We start from the raw sequence: 17,659 nt of genomic DNA, 5'->3' as shown, positions 1-17,659 counted from the left end.
CCCCGCACCACCACGAACCCCGTGACGATAATGCCGCCCACACAGGTGTTTCCACCGATCACACGCGCCATGTGAGTGACGAAAGACCCTGCGATCTGCGCGCGGCGCCCCGTAGCCTCACCCACGGCGGCCCCGGCCGGGAACACCGGCCGCACGGTGCAGGGGGCACCACCCGCCGCCGAACCGGGGACACCAGCGGACACGGCCACCGGCCACCCGCACCGCACGCGCGCCGCACCTCCCACCGGCCCGCGGAACCGGGGGACGACCTTGCCCAGAACCGACGCGGTCGCACGCGAATTCCTGCGCTACCTCTACGCCGAAGACCACTTCCGCCCCGAGGTCGCCGCCTTCCTGCACAGCCCGCACGCCCACACCCTCACCCCACCACCCGAGCACCACGAACTCGCCGCCGCCATCGACGCCCTGCGCCACCACCAACTCGTCGCCACCGGCCACGAACACGCCGACGGACTCCCCCTCCGCGCCGGCCTCACCGGCACCGGACTCATCTGCGTCAGCGAACACGACGGCGACCTGCACACCTGGCAACGCACCGGCACCACCGTGCTCACCGCACCACCACCCACACCCCACGTCATCCACCCGCGCCCCGCCACCGAACCCACCACCGTCCCCCGCGACTCCCTCCACGGCATCGCCCGCGTCGCCCGCGTCTGCCTGCTCGCCCTCCCCACCGTCCACGCCCGCTACGGCGAAGACGAACTCGTCCACCGCACCGCCCGACAACTCTTCGACGCCACCCGCACCACCCACCCCGACCCCCGCCGCATCCGCCACCTCACCACCCGGCTGCGCACCGAACTCAGCACCGGCACCATCGCCAACACCCTCGGCGTCGTCCTCCTCGACAGCCTCGACGAAGCCGTCCGCGAAGCCCAACTCCCCTGAACCAGCACCAATCCCCCCACCCCGCCGCTACGAACCGGTCACGTGCACCCCGCCCACCCACACCGGATCACCCCGGCCGCCGCCACCTGGTGCGGCCTCGCCGCCACCGCCACCGCCCTCGGCACCGGACACCTCGTCGCCGCCCTCATCGAACCCCGCGCCTCCCCCTTCCTCGCCGTCGGCAACGCCGCCATCGACCGCACCCCCGAACCCGTCAAGCACTTCGCCATCACCACCTTCGGCCAAGCCGACAAACTCGCCCTGCTCACCGGCATGGCCCTCGTGCTCACCGCCCTCGCCGCCACCGCAGGACTCCTCTCCCGCCGCGCCCCCCTCCCCGGCACCGCCCTCATCACCGCCGCCGGACTCCTCGGCACCGCCGCCGTGCTCACCCGCCCCGACACCGGCACCGCAGGCATCCTCGCCCCACTCACCGCCACCCTCGCCGGCATCGCCGCCTTCCGCGCCCTGCACCGCACCGCACCCACCACCACGACCCCACCACCGCCACCCACCCACGACCCGCACGACACCCTCGAAGAACCACTCGACCCCGCACTCCTGCCCGGCACCACCCACCCCGACCGGCGCCGCTTCCTCGCCACCTCCGCCGCCATCACCGCCACCGCAGGACTCACCGCCACCACCGGCGCACTCCTCTCCGGCGGCCGCGACACCGAAACCGCCCGCCGCACCATCGCCCGCACCCTCCCACCCGCCAGCACACCCACCCCCGGCACCGACTTCGCCGACGCAGGCACACCCACCTTCATCACCCCCAACGACGACTTCTACCGAGTCGACACCGCGCTGAGCATCCCCCGCATCGACCTCACCGACTGGCGACTGCGCGTCCACGGCATGGTCGACCGCGAACTCGACCTCGACTTCACCGCACTGCGCCGCTTCCCCCAGACCACCCGCACCATCACCATGACCTGCGTCTCCAACGAAATCGGCGGCCCCTACACCTCCACCGCCGAATTCACCGGCGTCCCCATCCGCGACGTCCTCCTCGCCGCCGGAATCCGACCCGGCGCCGAGCAGGTCTTCAGCACCAGCACCGACGGCTTCACCGCCGGAACCCCCGTCGACGTGCTCCTCGAACCCGACCGCGGCGCCCTGCTCGCCTACGGCATGAACGGCGAACCCCTCCCCGCCGCCCACGGATTCCCCGTCCGCATGGTCACCCCCGGCCTCTACGGCTACGTCTCCGCCACCAAATGGCTCACCGACCTCGAACTCACCACCTTCGACCAACAGGCCTACTGGATCCGGCGCGGCTGGGGACGCCTCGCCCCCATCAAGATCCAATCCCGCATCGACACCCCCGGCGGATTCGGCCGCATCCCCGCCGGACGCACCACCATCGCCGGCACCGCATGGGCCCAACCCATCGGCATCGAACGCGTCGAAGTCCGCGCCGACGGCGGACCCTGGCACACCGCCCGACTGTCCACAGAGGTCAACCCCAACACCTGGCGCATGTGGCGCTGCGAACTCGACCTCCCACCCGGCGGCCACACCATCGAATGCCGCGCCACCGACCACAACGGCACCACCCAAACCCCCCGCCGCGCACCCGTCCTCCCCGACGGCGCCACCGGCTGGCACTCCGTCTTCTGCACCGCCCGCTGACCCCAGCCGCACATTCCGGAAAAAAACCACCGATCCGACCCGTCCAGAACCACCTCCGCACCGAACACACCACGACAACAACCGAAAGCGCCCCGGGCGAAACCCGAGAGGAACACTCCCCCATGACGATCCGCCGCCACGCCGCTGCGATCACCGGCACCACCGCCGCCCTCGCCCTCGCCCTCACCGCCTGCGGACAAGGCCAGCAGGACGACGCCCCCGCCGCCCAGCCGCCCGCACCCGCACCCGCGCCGGCCCCCGCCGCCGACGGCGTCACCACCGCCGACGACGTCTTCGGCCCCGGCTGCTCCCAGGTCCCCACCGACCCCAACGACCCCGGCTCCGTCCAGGGCATGATCGACGACCCGGTCGGCACCGCCGCGAGCAACAACCCCCTGCTCACCAAGCTCACCGCCGCCGTCCAGGCCGCCGGACTCGGCGACACCCTCAACAAGGGCGACGCGAACTACACCGTCTTCGCCCCCGCCGACCCCGCCTTCGACGCCATCCCCGCCGACACCCTCAACGCCATGCTCACCGACCCCGCCCAGAAGCAGCAGCTCACCGACCTGCTCACCTACCACGTCGTCCCCCAGCGCATGGACGCCGACGGCATCGCCCAAGCCGGCAAGCTCCCCACCGCCCAAGGCGACGAACTCACCGTCGAAGGAAGCGGCGACAACCTCAAGATCAACGGCGCCTCCGTGCTGTGCGGCAACGTCCCCACCGCCAACGCCACCGTCTTCGTCGTCGACAAGGTCCTCATGCCCGGCGAATGACACCCACCGGGGTGGCCCGGCCCACGTGCGGGCGGCGCTGACGAGCGCCGCCCGCACCCCGTGTGCTTCGATCTCCACCGTGGACGTGCCGAACCGGGAACACCGGCGCCCCGCCCGAGAAACCTCACCCACGGCGCGGCGCGAACTCGACGCCGCAGGCATCCACGACCCCGCGCTCCGCACCGCCTACCACCGCTGCCGCGCCCTCAACGCCCACCACGGCCGCACCTACTTCCTCGCCACCCGGCTCCTCCCCGCCGCCGACCGGCCCGCCGTGCACGCCCTCTACGGCTTCGCCCGCTGGGCCGACGACATCGTCGACGACACCACCACCCCCACCGACACCCGCGAACGCGAACTCCACCACCTCGACGCCGCCCTCCACCGCGCCCTGCACCACGGCGACACCGAACACCCCGCACTCGCCGCCGTCGCCGACACCGCGCACCGCTACCGGCTCCCCACCGGCCTGTTCACCGACTTCATGCGCTCCATGCGCATGGACCTGCGCATCGCCGAATACCCCACCCGCGCCGCGCTCGACGACTACGTCCACGGCTCCGCAGGCGTCATCGGCCTCCAAGTCCTCCCCGTCCTCGGCACCACCGGACCCCGCGAACACGCCGCACCCCACGCCGCCGCCCTCGGATTCGCCTTCCAGCTCACCAACTTCCTCCGCGACGTCGGCGAAGACCTCGACCGCGGCCGCGTCTACCTCCCCGCCGACGAACTCGCCGCCTTCGGCGTCGACACCGACCGGCTGCACTGGTGCCGCCGCACCGGACGACCCGACCCACCCGTCCGCCGCGCCCTCAGCGACCAGGTCGCCCGCACCCGCGCCCTCTACCGCGACGCCGAACCCGGCATCGCCCTCCTGCACCCCGCCGCCCGCCCCTGCGTGCGCACCGCGCACCTGCTCTACGGCGAAATCCTCGACCTCATCGTCGAATCCGGATACCAGGTCTTCGCCCACCGCCTCGCCGTGCCCACCCACCGGCGACTCGGCGTCGCCGCACCCCGGCTGCTCGGCGCCCTCACCACCCGAGCCCTCCGGCGCCGCCGATGACACCCCAGGTCACCAGCCTCTTCGACCACGGCGGCCGCGACTACGACGCGCTCGTCGCCGCCAACCCCGGCTACCACCGCGACCTGCACCGCGCCGCCCGGCACCTCCACCTCCCCGGCGACGGGCGCGGCCTGCACCTGCTCGACCTCGGCTGCGGCACCGGCGCCTCCACCCGCGCCCTGCACCAAGCCCTGCCCGCCGCCACCATCACCGCCGTCGACGGCTCCGCCCGCATGCTCGCCCGCGCCCGCGAGAAGACCTGGCCCACCACCGTCCGCTTCGTCCACGCCGACGCCCGCCACCTCACCGCCGCCGGCGTGCACGGCCCCTTCGACGGCATCCTCGCCGCCTACCTGCTGCGCAACCTCCCCGACCCGGACGCCGGACTCCACCTGCTGCACGACCTGCTCCGCCCCGGAGCACCCCTGGCCGTGCACGACTACTCGCTGCCCCACCGCCGCGCCGACCGGCTGCTGTGGCACGCCGTGTGCTGGACCGTGATCATCCCCGCCGGACGGTGGGTCACCGGCGACACCGCGCTCTACCGCTACCTGTGGCGCAGCGCCCTCGACTTCGACTCCCCGCCAGAACTCGCCGCCCGAATGCGCCGCACCGGCTTCACCGGCGTGCACGTCGAACACACCGCCGGGTGGCAGCGCACCCTCACCCACACCTTCCTCGGGAGGAGACCCGTTGCGTGACCCGCGCGCCGTCCGCCACCCCGCGCACCCCGGCGCCGAACGGCTCCGCGGCCCCGCACCCCGCGCCGCCGTCATCGGCGGCGGCATCGCCGGACTCGCCGCCGCCGCCTGCCTCGCCGACCGCGGTATCCACGTGCAGCTGCTGGAACGCGAACAGCACCTCGGCGGCCGCGTCGGCGGCTGGGACACCACCCTCACCGACGGGTCCGCGGTCGCCATGAACCGCGGCTTCCACGCCTTCTTCCGCCAGTACTACAACCTGCGCCGCCTGCTGCGCCGCGCCGACCCCGACCTCCGCGGGCTCGTGCCGATCCCCGAATACCCCCTGCTGAGCTCGGACGGCAGCACCGACACCTTCGCCGGACTGCCCCGAACACCACCGTGGAACGCGCTCGGCTTCGTCGCCCGCAGCCCCACCTTCCACTGGCGCGACGTGCCCGCCATGAACCTGCGCGCCGCAGCGACCCTCGCCGACGTGCGAGTGCCCGGCGTCTACGCCCGGCTGGACGGCACCAACGCCGCCGACTACCTGCGCCACATCGGATTCCCGCCCGCCGCGCGGCACCTGGCGTTCGAGGTGTTCTCCCGCAGCTTCTTCGCCCCGCCCACCGAACTCTCCGCAGCCGAACTCGCGCTGATGTTCCACCTGTACTTCCTCGGCTCCAGCGAAGGACTGCTGTTCGACGTGGCCGCCGACTCCTTCCCCACCGCCCTCTGGGAACCGCTGCGCGCCCACCTCGAAGAACGCGGCGTGCGGTTCCGGCTCGGCACCGAAGTCGCGGAGATCTCGCACCGCGGCCCGCGCGAACTGACCGCGCACCCCGTCGACGGCGAACCCGTGCCCGCCGACGCCGTGGTGCTCGCCACCGAACTCGGCGGGGCGCAGCGCATCCTCGACGCCTCCCCCGAACTCGCGCACCGCGGGTGGCGGGACCGGATCGGAGAGCTGCGCAGCGCACCGCCGTTCCTGGTCTCCCGGTTCTGGCTGGACCGGCCGGTGCGCGCCGACCGGCACGCGTTCCTCGGCACCAGCGGCTTCGGACCGGTCGACAACATCAGCGTGCTGGAGCGTTACGAGCGGGACGCCGCCCGGTGGACGCGCGCGCACGGCGGCTCCGTCGTCGAAGTGCACTGCTACGCCCTGCCGCCCGACGCGACCGTCGACGGGATGCGGCCCCGGGTGCTCGACGAACTGCACCGGGTCTACCCGGAGACCGCCGCGGCCGGCATCGTCGACGAACGCCACGAGCTCCGCGCGGACTGCCCGCTGTTCCCGCCCGGCGGATTCGCGCAGCGCCCCGCGATCACCACCCCGGAACTCGGACTGGTGCTGGCCGGTGACCACGTGCGCGTCGACCTGCCGGTGGCGCTGATGGAACGGGCCGCGACCAGCGGGATGCTCGCGGCGAACCGGCTGCTGCGGCAGTGGGGGCTGCGCGGGCACGACGTGTGGACGGTGCCGACAACCGGACGCTCCCCCCTGCTCCGGGTTGCCTCCGGCTACGCCTGAGGCTTCTCCTTCCACTCCTGTTGCTCGGGGAGCCGGTGGCGGAACCTCAGCGCTTTCCTCGCTGCGGGATCGTTTTCACCGGTGGCTCCGCCACAGGAGAAAACGCTGTCCTCGCGAGGAAAGCGCTGAGAACCCGCGGCGGTGCCGGTTGCGTGCGTGGTCGCTGCTCATCGGCTTCGCCGCTGACGAGCGGAAGGCGTTCGGTGTGGTTCCCGGGCTGACGGCTTGGCTTCCGGTGGTCCTGTGCGGGTGTTGGTTTTTGGTGTTCGAGCATTGATTTCAGTTGACACTGAAGACATTGTGCTTAAAGAATGCTTCGGACGGGCGGGTGTGCCCGGCCGAAGATCTTGGGGGCTGACGGGTCAGGCGCCGCCGGCACCGTCGACGGGGACGCTGGCGCCGGAGACCATCGAGGCCCGGTCGCTGAGCAGCCAGCCGGCCACCTCCGCGATCTCGCGCGGTTCCGCCATCCGCCCCAGCGGGGTCGAGGCCGTCACGTGCTCGATCACCCCGGGCGTCGCCGCTTCCCAGGCATCGATCATCTCGGTGGCGGTGCCGCCCGGGGTGATGCCGTTGACGCGGATGCCGTCCCGCGCCCAGCTCACCGCCGCCGTCTCGGTGATGCTATTGAGCGCGCGCTTCATCGCGCCGTAGGCGGGCAGCGCCGGATTCGCGCGGCGGCTGCCGATGCTGGAGGTGTTCACGATCGCCCCTCCCCCACCCCGCCGCATGAGCTCCGCCTCCGCGTTCATCGCGATCCAGTGCGCCCGGAAGTTCACCTCGAACTGCTGCTGGACGTCCTGGTCGCTGGTGGTGTCGAGCGGGCCGGGCCGCTGGATGGCCGCGCCGTTGTTGAACGCGCCGTCGAGGCGGCCGTGCAGCTGTGCGGCGCGGTCCACCGCCGCCCGGATGCTCGTCGGATCGGCCAGGTCCAGGGCGACCGCGTCGGCGATCCCGCCGTCGGCGCGGATCTCGGCGACGATCTTCTCCAGGGCTTCGGTGCCGCGGGACGCCAGCACGACGGCGGCGCCCTCCGCGGCGAAGAGGTGGCCTGCCGCGGCGCCGATGCCGCGGCTCGCGCCGGTGATGAGCACGACCTTGCCGCTGAGCAGGCCGAGGGATGCGTTGTCGTTGGTCATGCCGCAATACCAGCGCGGCCCGCGGACCGGATTCAGGTACAGCCGGTACCAGGATCAGCGGCGGCGCGACGTGCAGACTCGAGGTATGGACAAGCAGGAGCTGGGCGCGTTCCTCCGCAGCCGCCGCGAGCGGATCCGGCCGGAGGACGTCGGGCTCCCGTCCGGACCGCGCCGCCGGACACCGGGACTCCGGCGCGAGGAGGCCGCGGTCCTCGCGCACATCTCCACCGAGTACTACGTCCGGCTGGAGCAGGGCCGCGCACCTCGCCCGTCGGCCGAGGTCCTCGCCGGGATCGCCGGCGCGCTCCGGCTCACCGACGCGGAGGCCGACCACCTGCACGTCCTCGCGGGCACCGCCCCCAGCGGCACCCGGCTGCACCGGCGCGACGTGCGGCCCAGCATCCTCGCGCTGCTCGAACGGCTGCCGCGGACGGCGGGCATCGTCCTCTCCACCGCGTTCGAGGTCCTGGCGTGGAACCCGCTGGCGGCCGCGCTCATGGAGGACTTCGCGAGGGTCGAGCCTGCAGAGCGCAACCTCGCGCGGCGGGCGTTCCTCGACCCCGCCTCGGCCGCACCGTACGGGATCTCCGACGCGACCGAGTTCCAGCACCACGTGGTCATGGAGCTGCGGACCGCCGTCGCCCGCTACCCCGCGGACGCGGCGATCGGCGAGCTGGTGGACGAGCTCCACCGCGGCAGCTCCGAGTTCGCGCGGCTCTGGGCCAGGCACGACGTGCAGCCCGCGCCGGTGCTCACCAAGACCTTCCGGCACCCCGTCGTCGGCGAGGTCACCGTCGACTGCGACGCGCTGGCCCTCACCGACCGGGACCAGCACCTGGTCCTCTACACCGCGCCCCCGGGCTCCCCGGGCGCCGACGCCCTGGCCCTCCTGGACGTCCTGGGCACCGAGCACTTCACCCCGACCGGCCACTGATCCGGCGGAGCAGCGCGAGCGGCGGGACCGCCCGCGGGTTCCTCAGCGGGATCCTCGCGCGGACGGCGCTTCCTCCTGCGGCGGAGCCAGCGGTGACGACGATCCCGCAGCGAGGACCTCGCCGAGCTTCCGCCGCCCCACCCCGCTCACGACCCGCGGGAGCGGAGGTCGTAGCGGCGCTGGGCGTAGGCCAGGTCGTCCTTCCACAACCGCAGCGCCGCCCACCGCACCACCGGCCGCAACCCGCCCGCGGCGGCGCGGGCCAACCGGAACCCGGGCCGCGTGGAGTGCGCCACGACCGCCTCGATCACGGCCGTCGTCGGGCGACCGGCCGAGTTGCGGCCCAACGGGGTCGCGTGCGTTTCGACGACGCTGCCCTCCCCTTCCCCCTCGACGATGTGCATCACGACGGTGCGCGGTTCGGGGGCGGTGAACGTCGCGCGCACCGGCACCCCCACTCCCCCGGCGAGCCGGAACGACACGGCCACCTCGAACTCGTCGCGCTCCGGGTCGGGTTCGCGCAGCACTTCCAGGTTCGCGAACGAGTACGGGTGGAACCACGAGCCGTGCCACGGGTCGAGCCGGTTCGCGATCACGTCGCGCGGTTCGCACACGCCGACCGCGGTGGCCACCGCGTCGACGCTGCCCGCGAGCGGTGGCCTGGCCGGCAGCACGGGCGCGTCCAGCGGTGCTTCGCCGCCGACCGCGTCGAGGCGGACCCAGGCGAGGACGCCGTCGTCGTGCACCGGGAAGGTGCGCCAGCCCGCGGTCCCCTCCCCCAGGCACATGCCGTGCCAGCGGCACACCAGCCGGCCGTCGTGCAGCCGCGCCTCCCGCAGCGGGGCGCCCAGGTGCGGGCACGCCCCGGGGCCGGCGTGCAGCGCCCCGGAACCGTCGCGCCACGCCACCAGCTCGACACCGGCGACGGTGCGGCCGAACGGCCGCGCGGCGGAGATCTCCCGGCCTGCGGCCAGCACGTACCAGTTCCCGGACGGCCGGTCCTGCGCACGCCGCAGCGCGGCCGCGATCAGCTCCGGCCGGGCCTGCCGCCACGTGCCCGGCTGCTCCGCCCAGCGCGGCGCGCGGATCCGGCGCAGCGGGAACCTCGCTCCCGGTCCTCCCATGCGCACCCCCGTTCGTCAGCGGGCAGCGTAGCCGCGAGCACCTGCGCGGACCCGCGCCGCAACGCGGATTCCGTCGAACGCGCAAGGGAATTCAGCCCTCTCCCGCGGGTGTACCACCGCGGCCCCGCGGGTAGGGCTGAACCGGAACACCGCCTCGCCGGAGGAGGAACACCATGCCCGCCGGAGCGAACCGCAAGCAGGAACGCCAGTACGAGCACATCAAGCGCGGCGCCGAACGGCGTGGCAGCAGCGAGGGGCGAGCCGAGGAGATCGCCGCCCGCACGGTGAACAAGAACCGGGCGCAGGAAGGCCAGGCGAAGCAGCGCAGCGCCACCTCCGTGCACGACATCTCCCCGCAGCGCCGCGGCGGGCTGCGTTCCGGCAACAGCACCGGTCCGCTCGGCCGCACCAAGGCGCAGCTCTACGAGGACGCGCGCCGGGCGGGCGTCGACGGACGGTCCAAGATGAACAAGGCCGAGCTGGAGAAAGCGCTGGCGCGCGGCTGAGGTGGTCGCGGTTCCGCCTCACCGCTCCGCATCGTGCTGTTCGGCGATCGCGGCGGCCGCGGCTTGGACGCAGTTGCCGAGGTCCTCGGCGGCCGCGGCGGCTTGGTCGAGCGCCACGTGCGCGTCGGCGGGCCGCGCGGTGCCGGGCGTGGCGTGGCGGCGGGCGAGCCCGTCGAGCAGCAGCGCCAGTCGGTGACCGCGGACGGCCACGTCGAGCAGCGCGTCCCGCTCGGACAGCGCTTGTCCACCGGGTTCGGCGCGGGCGTCGGGGATCGACGCGGGCTCGACCGCCCGGTCGGCGCCGTCCACGGCGGCACCCATCTCCTCGCGCGCGCGGACCGCGTCGTCCACCGCCGCGCGCGATCGCCGCGACGCTCGGCCCCGGCCGCCCTCGGCGGCGTCGCCTCTGCTCATCGGTTCCCGTCCCCCCGGCCGATCACGTGCGGACACCCGCCGCTGATCGTCCGCGGGAGGCGGGGTCGGCGGGTCGGACCGGCTGCGCGCGGATTACCCGGGGCCGAGGAAGAGCACACCTGGCAGGACGCGGCGGCGGGCGCGCCGAGAGCGCACCCGCCGCCTGGGGACCTCGGATCAGGGGGCCTGCACGACGCCCGCACCGATGTCGGTGGACGCCAGCGGGAGCCGCTTGGCGCTCTGCGCGAGGCGCGCCCACAGGCCCCACGCCCGTTCCGGGAACTGCTGGGCGAGCAGCGCCGCGACGCCCGCGACGTGCGGGGTGGCCATGCTGGTGCCGCTGAGCTTCCGGTAGCGCTCCTGCCCCGGCCAGCTGGAGTAGACGTCCACCCCGGGCCCGACGACATCGACCTGTCCGATCTGGTCCACCGTGCCGGAGGAGAAGTCGGCGATCGCGCCCTGCTCGTCGATCGCCCCGACGGCGAGGATCGACGGGCAGTTCGCCGGGTGTCCGACGGGCGCGATGGCCCCGGCGGACCGCTGGCTCTCGTTGCCCGCCGCGGCGACGATCAGGGTGCCGCGTTCGATCGCGCGCTGTGCCACCCGTTCGAAGGCGTCGGAGAACGGCTGGCCCGGTTGGGTGGGCGCGCCCAGCGACATGGAGACCACCGAGCACCCGTTGGAGATCGCCCACTGGATGCCGGAGAGGATGCCGCTGTCCCCGCCGGAGCCGTCGTCGCTCAGCACCTTGCCCGCGTAGATCGACGCTTCGGAGGCGATGCCGTAGCCCGGCCCGGACTGGGTGGTGCGCGGCCCGCAGGCGGTGCCGATGCAGTGCGTGCCGTGCCCGTGCCCGTCGTGGGCGTCCTGGCCCTCCACGAAGGATCCGGTGACGACGTCGCGTCCGGCGAAGTCGGGGTGCTGCTCGTCGAACCCGGTGTCGAGGACGGCGACGCGGATGCCCTTGCCGGTGGGGGCGCTCTGGTCGGCGCGGACCGCGCGCAGCCCCCAGGTGACTTCGGCGTCGGCGACCGGTTGTGGTGATCCGATGGCGAAGACCCGGCGTTCGGGTTCGATGGCGGCCAGCGGGGTGCCGCGTTCGCGCACCGAGCCCTGCAGCGCGGCGATCTGGTCCGGGTCGGCGTCGACGAGCGCGACGCCGAGCTCGTGCAGCACGACGCCGCCCGCGCCGCTGAACAGGGCTCCGGGCGCGGCGCCCGCGGCGTCGGCGGTGCTGGCCGTGCGGATGCCGGCGAGCCGGTTGAGCTCCCTGGCACCGAGCACGGTCGCGTCGTCCTCCAGCAGGACCAGGTAGCGGCCGGTGGTTCCACTCTCGGCTGCGGTCATGATCGCCCCCTTGCTCTCGGTGAAACGTGGCCCCCCGAGGTAACTCCTGTCCCACCCGTCCCGGCAAGACGCCGGTCGTGTGCGGATTCGCGGTGGTTTTTCCCTTGCACAGCAGGAAATTCACCCTCACCCACTAGGCCGGGTGACCCCTGATCGGCGAGCACGCCACGGAGAGTTCCATTCCGAGCCGGAAGGGTTCCGCCCGACCGGGCGCGGCGGGGTTCCGGCGGACCACCGGTTCGTCGCACACTGGAGGGCAGCGGAGCGCGAGTCCCTCCGCCGCCGCGGCGGCGGACCACACCAACGAGGTGGCGCATGGACAGCACGACCGAGAACGTGATCATCGTGGGTGTCGACGGATCCGAACCCTCCCGGTCCGCGCTGCGCTGGGCGCTGCGGCAGGCCGAGCACACCGGCGCCGAGGTCCACGCCGTGGTCGCCTGGGAGTACCCGGCGTTCTACAGCTGGGAAGGCGGACCGATGCCACCCGACGACTTCCAGCAGGCCGCCGAGCGGAACATGAACGACGCGGTGGACGCCGTCGCCGGACCGGGCAGCGCGGTGCAGCGCGTGGTGGTGCACGGGCACTCCGCGCAGGCCCTGCTGGAGGCCGCCGAGGGCGCGCAGCTGCTGGTCGTGGGCAGCCGCGGCCACGGCGGGTTCTACCGGACCCTGCTGGGCTCGGTGAGCCAGCGCTGCGCAGTACACGCGAAGTGCCCAGTGGTCATCGTGCGGGACTGATCTCCACTCGCCTTACGAGGAGGGCGAGTGGCGGAACCTCAGCGGCGCCCTCGCTGCGGGATCGTTCTCACCGGTGGCTCCGCCACAGGCGAGAACGCCGTCCTCGCGAGGACACCGCTGAGAACCCGCTGCGGTGCCGGTGGCTCTGGTGGTCGTTCGCTCAGCGGCTTCGCCGCTGACAGGAAACGGACAGGACGGTCCTAAGTGGACTGCACCCCCTGGTGCGCCGGGTTTCCTCTCTGGCGGGTAAATCGCTTTCCCCGGTGGAGGTGACGCCGTAGCTTCGGCTGGTGTGAGCGATGAGAAGATCCTGGTCACCGGAAGCGCCGGCCACCTCGGGGAGGCACTGGTGCGCGGGCTCCGCGCCGAAGGCCGCGACGTGGTCGGGCTGGACCTGCTGCCGTCCCGGTTCACCACCGCCACCGGTTCCATCACCGACCGGGAGCTGCTGCGCCGCTGCCTGGACGGGGTCACCGGCGTGCTGCACGCGGCGACGCTGCACAAGCCGCACGTCGGCTCGCACGACCGGCAGGCCTTCGTGGACACCAACGTCGGCGGGACGCTCGCGCTGCTGGAGGAATCGGTGGCCGCCGGGGTGCGGAGCTTCGTGTTCACCAGCAGCACCAGCGCGTTCGGCCGCGCGCTGACCCCGGAACCGGGCGAGCCCGCGGCGTGGATCACCGAGGACGTGGTGCCGGTGCCGCGCAACGTCTACGGCGTCACGAAGGTCGCCGCCGAGCAGGTCTGCGAGCTGGTGCACCGCGAACACGGGTTGCCGGTGGTAGTGCTGCGGACCTCCCGGTTCTTCCCGGAGGACGACGACCGGGAGGAGGTCCGCACCGCCTACGACGGGCTGAACGCGAAGGTCAACGAGTACCTGTACCGGCGGGTGGAGCTGCAGGACGCGGTGGACGCGCACCGGCTGGCGCTGGCGCGGGCGCCGCAGCTGGGATTCGGGCGCTACGTCGTCAGCGCCACTCCCCCGTTCTCCCCGCAGGACGCGGCGCTGCTGCGCACCGATGCGCCCGCGGTGGTGCGGCGGCTGTTCCCCGACCAGGAGGCCGAGTACGCGCGGCGCGGCTGGCGGATGTTCCCCTCGCTGGACCGGGTGTACGCCAACGATCGGGCGCGCGCGGACCTCGGCTGGACGCCGCGGTGGGACTTCCGGCACGTGCTGGACCTGCTGCGTGCCGACGAGGACGTGCGCAGCACGCTGACCAGGGCGGTCGGCGCGAAGGGCTACCACGCGTACCCGCACGGGGTCTACACGCCGTCCTGACCAAGGACGGGCTCGGCGGTCAGAGGCCTTTGAACGGGTGTGCGGTCGCGACGAGGACGGCGGTCTCCCCCGACGCGATGCGGCCGGACTCGTGCAGCCGGTACAGCGCGGGGAGCACGATGGCGCTGGCGCCCTCGAGCAGGATTCCGCGGCGCGCCAGCAGGTCCGCCGCCGCGCCCCCGTCCTCGACGACGACCGGGTCCCCGCCGGATTCGGCCAGCACCCGCTGCGCTTGCACCGTGGTGCAGTCGCCGCCGATCGACGGCATGCCGGTGGCCGTCCCGGGGAAGGAGTCGTGCACGCTCGCGCCCGCGCGGACCGCGCTCAGCCGCGGGAACGGTTCGACCAGGTGCACCTGCGGTCCCGGCTCGTCGTGCCGCCGTGCCGCCTCCTGCAACCCGAGGTGCGCGCCGAAGGCGAGGTCGCCGCGCGCGGTCGGCAGCAGCACGTGCTCCGGGACGCGGCCGAGACCGTCCACCACCTCCCAGCCGAGCGGTCGCATCGCGTCCACGCCGAACGGGCTGCTGCCGACGGCGGGCCGCACGTAGTTCGTCACCGCGAGCCGTCCCGGCTCGGTGGCGCGGTCGCGCACGAAGTCCCAGCGCTGTTCGGCGTCGTCGAACACGTGCAGCCGCGCACCGGTGGCCCGGACCGCGTCGAAGATCGGCGCGGGCACGGCGGTGGTGACGGCGAGATCGCACTCCACCCCGTAGAGCGCGGCGTAGGCGGCCAGCGACACCGCGGCGTTGCCGGAGGACGCGGCGACGATCCCCGCGTAGCCCGCCGCGGCGGCCCGGCCGACCGCGCCCCAGCTGAACCGGTCCTTGTGCGAGCCGGTCGGGTTCGCGGCCTCGTTCTTCACCCACACCTCGACACCGTCCGGGGCGAGTTCGGCGGGCAGCGGGAACAGCGGGGTGCCGCCTTCGCCGAGGGTGCGGGCGCCGCGCAGCGGCAGCTGCCCGACCGGGTCTCCGTCGTAGCGGCAGCGCAGGTTCGCCGGCGTGCCGCGCTCCAGGCAGTCCGGGCAGCCCGCGGTCAGGTCGCCGACGGGGTGCGACCGCCCGCAGCCGAGGCAGTCGAGCGCGACCAGGCGTTCGTTCGTGGTGGCCTTCGAGGCGTGCGGCATGACGTGCTCACGATCGTGCGGGCGGACGGTTGACCACCGCGCACCCTAGCCGCCCGCGCGCGCACCCGGCGCCACCGAGGTGAATGGCCCATCGGACCGAGCTGCCTGGTCGAATGGGCCATTCACCTGGGGTGCGGTCAGGCAACCTCGGCGGCCGGGGAGTCGCCGAGGACCTCGCCCTGGGCGTCGAGCGCCTGGACGCCGACGAAGGCGGCGGCACCGGGCACGTCAACCCTGGTCTCGAAACCGGTGCGCGGCACGTCCTGCACCGGCGCGAGGCCCGCCTCGTCCGGCCCGGTCAGCACCCGCCACGCGGCGACCTCGGTGGCCCCGTTCCAGCTGGCGTACACGCTGGTGACGCCGTCCCCGGCCCGCCCGGCCACGGCGGGCCGGTCGAGCGGCCTGCCGACCCACGGGGACCGGAACGCGCGGTACGAGGTGATGGAGTCGACGAACTTGCCGTGGAACAGCACCTCGCCGTCGCCGTCGAACTCGGTGAAGTACGGCTCCCCGCCCCAGCCGACGAACAGGTGGCCCTCGTCGAGCAGCTGGGTGTTGCCCTGGTTCGGCGCCAGCAGCCCCTCCGGGCTCTCGTGGCTGCGCCGCACCGTCGCGGTGCGCGCCTGCTCGTCGACGTCGAGCACCAGCGCCCGCGAGCGCCCGCGACCGGGTGCGGCGGCGGCGTTGTCGAACAAGGTGATCGTGCCGTCCTCGCGGCGCCTGCAGTCGTGCTGCCAGGCGAACGCCGCGTCCGGCCCCATCTCGAAGTCGCTCTTCTTCCCGTTGAGCCGCCAGCCGACCTCGCCGGTGCCGCGGTCGATGCGGTAGACGGTGTGCGTGCAGCGGGCGGAGACGAGCAGCGCGTCGCCGTCCTCGCAGACCGCGTTGAGGTGGATGTAGTCGAACCACTCCTCCGGGTCCGTCGGCACCGGGTAGAAGGACTCCTCGATGGCGACGTGCTCCAGGCTGCGCCACTCGAACAGCAGGTCGCCGCTGGCGATGTCGATCTCCTGCACGACGCCTTCGAGCACCTTCGCGTTCGCCGCGCCACCGACGGGCGTGGTGTCGGCGCGGACCTCGGCGTAGACGATGATCAGCGCGGTGCCGCGCGGGGTGATCACGAACTCGTGCATGTCGCCTTCGAGGCCGTTGGCGGGTCGCACGGTCGCGATGCGCCGGTAGCTCTCGTCGAGGATCGCGAACTGCCCGGTGCCGAAGCCCGGCGGGATGTGGATGGCGCCTTCCCACCAGGTCAGCACCGGCTTGCCCTGGTACTCCTGCACCTGCATGTCGGCGATGACGCCCTCGGCGGGCCGGGAGAACCACACCGGCTGCCCCAGGTCGTCCATGATCAGCGCGCCGGGCTGGAAGTCGGCGCGGGGCGCGGCGGCCTCGGGGTTGAGCTTGTTCGCGCCTGCCGGGGTGAGCAGCACGTGGCCGGGCCGGACGCCCGCGGCGGGGGTGCTGATGTCCACCTGCGGCGGGTTGAGGTCGGGGCGGCTCACGAAGGTGTGGCCCGCTCGCGCCCCGGCGCGGGGCGCGGGGGCGGCCGCCGCGGCGGCGGTCGCGGCGGTGCCGGTGCTCACCAGGGCGGGGACGGCGGAGGCGGCGGCGAACATCCGCAGCACGCTGCGGCGGCCTAACTCGCGCGGGTGGGTCGTCATCGGTCGGCTCCTCGGGGTGGTTCGGGGGACGCGGGCGCGGGGCCGCGGCGCGCCGCCGCGGCACCGCGGGCCGGATCAGGCGTTGCTGAACGGGGAGGGGAATTTTCCTTCGTTCTGGACCTGCTCGGCGAGATCGCGGATGGAGGCGCTGTCGTTGACGTGCGGGAAGTCCTCGGCCGGGACCGGCACCTCGAGGAACTCGCACAGCGGCTCCCAGCCCTGGCCGGGCTGGTACTCCAGCAGCCGGTCGGCGGGGACGGCGGCGCGGACTTCGGCGTTGTGCCGCTCGAACACCTCGATGGCGTGCTCGCGGTCCTCGAAGCGGCCGTCGAAGGTGCCGTTCCAGATCAGCCGCTCGATGGTGGGGCGCAGCTCGGTGGTGAACGGGTCGTCCGAGTCGCCCGGCGGGTCCTGCACGAACTGGTAGATGGTGCCGTAGGTGCTGTCGTACCAGCGCTGCGGGTCGCGGGTGGTGAGCAGGACCTTCGCGTCCGGGTAGGCCTCCATCAGCTCGCGCCAGAACGTACAGCCCGGCCAGTCCACAGTGGACTGATACCCGCCGAGGACCTGGTCCCAGTCCACCGGCCCGTCCAGCGCGCGGGCCCAGTCCTGCATCCGCTCGGGCTCCGCGATGACCTCGAACATGTGGTAGCACGGCCCGAAGCCGAGGTGCTCCAGCGCCGCCTTCATCGACGCGGTCCCGGTGCGGCCGAAACCGGCTCCGATGATCTTCACCATGGTGCTGCTCCTAGTCGTGCTCGCTTCTTTCCGGTGACGCC

The 17,659-nt window shown here is 73.4% G+C and carries 17 protein-coding genes; 10 read left to right on the top strand and 7 right to left on the bottom strand.

The window, feature by feature from the left end; translation table 11 throughout:
* The first annotated feature begins 270 nt into the window (after positions 1–270).
* The 6 genes from AC29IT_RS01565 (at position 271) to AC29IT_RS01540 (ending at position 6,606) form a co-directional block, all read left to right on the top strand.
* Positions 271–912 carry a hypothetical protein gene (locus tag AC29IT_RS01565; RefSeq protein ID WP_488217561.1) on the top strand — a complete coding sequence of 214 codons (642 nt, stop codon included), beginning with the start codon at positions 271–273 and terminating at the stop codon, positions 910–912.
* A 42-nt stretch (positions 913–954) separates the two neighbouring features.
* On the top strand, positions 955–2,550 hold the full coding sequence (locus tag AC29IT_RS01560) for a molybdopterin-dependent oxidoreductase (protein ID WP_488217560.1): 1,596 nt from the start codon (positions 955–957) through the stop codon (positions 2,548–2,550).
* A gap of 122 nt (positions 2,551–2,672) precedes the next feature.
* Positions 2,673–3,329 carry a fasciclin domain-containing protein gene (locus tag AC29IT_RS01555; protein ID WP_358443550.1) on the top strand — a complete coding sequence of 219 codons (657 nt, stop codon included), beginning with the start codon at positions 2,673–2,675 and terminating at the stop codon, positions 3,327–3,329.
* An 85-nt stretch (positions 3,330–3,414) separates the two neighbouring features.
* Positions 3,415–4,395 carry a phytoene/squalene synthase family protein gene (locus AC29IT_RS01550; protein ID WP_488217905.1) on the top strand — a complete coding sequence of 327 codons (981 nt, stop codon included), beginning with the start codon at positions 3,415–3,417 and terminating at the stop codon, positions 4,393–4,395.
* Entirely contained in the window at positions 4,392–5,096 is a 705-nt protein-coding gene (locus AC29IT_RS01545) for a class I SAM-dependent methyltransferase (protein ID WP_358443548.1), read from the top strand. The genes AC29IT_RS01550 and AC29IT_RS01545 overlap by 4 nt, the downstream gene beginning before the upstream one ends.
* Entirely contained in the window at positions 5,089–6,606 is a 1,518-nt protein-coding gene (locus AC29IT_RS01540) for an FAD-dependent oxidoreductase (protein WP_488217559.1), read from the top strand. The genes AC29IT_RS01545 and AC29IT_RS01540 overlap by 8 nt, the downstream gene beginning before the upstream one ends.
* A gap of 362 nt (positions 6,607–6,968) precedes the next feature.
* Here AC29IT_RS01540 and AC29IT_RS01535 read toward each other — a convergent pair whose 3' ends face one another.
* The gene (locus AC29IT_RS01535) at positions 6,969–7,745 is read right to left on the bottom strand and encodes an SDR family NAD(P)-dependent oxidoreductase (RefSeq protein WP_488217558.1); all 777 of its coding nucleotides are present in this window, start codon (positions 7,743–7,745) and stop codon (positions 6,969–6,971) included.
* Positions 7,746–7,830: 85 nt separating this feature from the next.
* Here AC29IT_RS01535 and AC29IT_RS01530 point away from each other — a divergent pair, with 85 nt between their 5' ends.
* The gene (locus AC29IT_RS01530) at positions 7,831–8,679 is read left to right on the top strand and encodes a helix-turn-helix transcriptional regulator (RefSeq protein ID WP_358446794.1); all 849 of its coding nucleotides are present in this window, start codon (positions 7,831–7,833) and stop codon (positions 8,677–8,679) included.
* Between the two features lie 146 nt (positions 8,680–8,825).
* On the opposite strand, the gene AC29IT_RS01525 is transcribed toward AC29IT_RS01530, so the two are convergent.
* Positions 8,826–9,803, bottom strand: coding sequence for a DUF5914 domain-containing protein (locus tag AC29IT_RS01525; protein ID WP_488217557.1), 978 nt, complete (start codon positions 9,801–9,803; stop codon positions 8,826–8,828).
* Between the two features lie 173 nt (positions 9,804–9,976).
* Between AC29IT_RS01525 and AC29IT_RS01520 the strand changes: the two genes are divergently transcribed.
* Complete coding sequence (locus AC29IT_RS01520) at positions 9,977–10,309, top strand: plasmid stabilization protein (protein WP_488217556.1); 333 nt, start codon at positions 9,977–9,979, stop codon at positions 10,307–10,309.
* 18 nt (positions 10,310–10,327) lie between these two features.
* On the opposite strand, the gene AC29IT_RS01515 is transcribed toward AC29IT_RS01520, so the two are convergent.
* Positions 10,328–10,723 (bottom strand): hypothetical protein, encoded by a 396-nt coding sequence (locus AC29IT_RS01515; protein ID WP_488217555.1) that lies wholly within the window; start codon positions 10,721–10,723, stop codon positions 10,328–10,330.
* A 177-nt stretch (positions 10,724–10,900) separates the two neighbouring features.
* A complete protein-coding gene (locus AC29IT_RS01510; protein WP_358446783.1) occupies positions 10,901–12,070 on the bottom strand; it encodes a S8 family serine peptidase in 1,170 nt (389 codons plus the stop codon).
* A gap of 315 nt (positions 12,071–12,385) precedes the next feature.
* On the opposite strand from AC29IT_RS01510, the gene AC29IT_RS01505 reads away from it, so the two are divergent.
* Positions 12,386–12,811: a universal stress protein gene (locus AC29IT_RS01505; protein ID WP_488217554.1), complete on the top strand. Its 426-nt coding sequence runs from the start codon at positions 12,386–12,388 to the stop codon at positions 12,809–12,811.
* A gap of 292 nt (positions 12,812–13,103) precedes the next feature.
* Positions 13,104–14,090, top strand: coding sequence for an NAD-dependent epimerase/dehydratase family protein (locus tag AC29IT_RS01500; RefSeq protein WP_358446777.1), 987 nt, complete (start codon positions 13,104–13,106; stop codon positions 14,088–14,090).
* Between the two features lie 19 nt (positions 14,091–14,109).
* On the opposite strand, the gene AC29IT_RS01495 is transcribed toward AC29IT_RS01500, so the two are convergent.
* The 3 genes from AC29IT_RS01495 to AC29IT_RS01485 form a co-directional block, all read right to left on the bottom strand.
* Positions 14,110–15,216 carry a threonine synthase gene (locus tag AC29IT_RS01495; protein ID WP_488217553.1) on the bottom strand — a complete coding sequence of 369 codons (1,107 nt, stop codon included), beginning with the start codon at positions 15,214–15,216 and terminating at the stop codon, positions 14,110–14,112.
* Positions 15,217–15,353: 137 nt separating this feature from the next.
* Positions 15,354–16,880 (bottom strand): arylsulfotransferase family protein, encoded by a 1,527-nt coding sequence (locus tag AC29IT_RS01490; RefSeq protein WP_488217552.1) that lies wholly within the window; start codon positions 16,878–16,880, stop codon positions 15,354–15,356.
* Between the two features lie 75 nt (positions 16,881–16,955).
* Positions 16,956–17,618 (bottom strand): sulfotransferase family protein, encoded by a 663-nt coding sequence (locus AC29IT_RS01485; RefSeq protein ID WP_488217551.1) that lies wholly within the window; start codon positions 17,616–17,618, stop codon positions 16,956–16,958.
* Positions 17,619–17,659 lie beyond the last annotated feature (41 nt).

The organism is Saccharopolyspora sp. MMCC62 (assembly GCF_057736575.1).
Note: the sequence above shows the minus strand (reverse complement) of the source record. Positions and strands in the feature narration are given on the sequence as shown.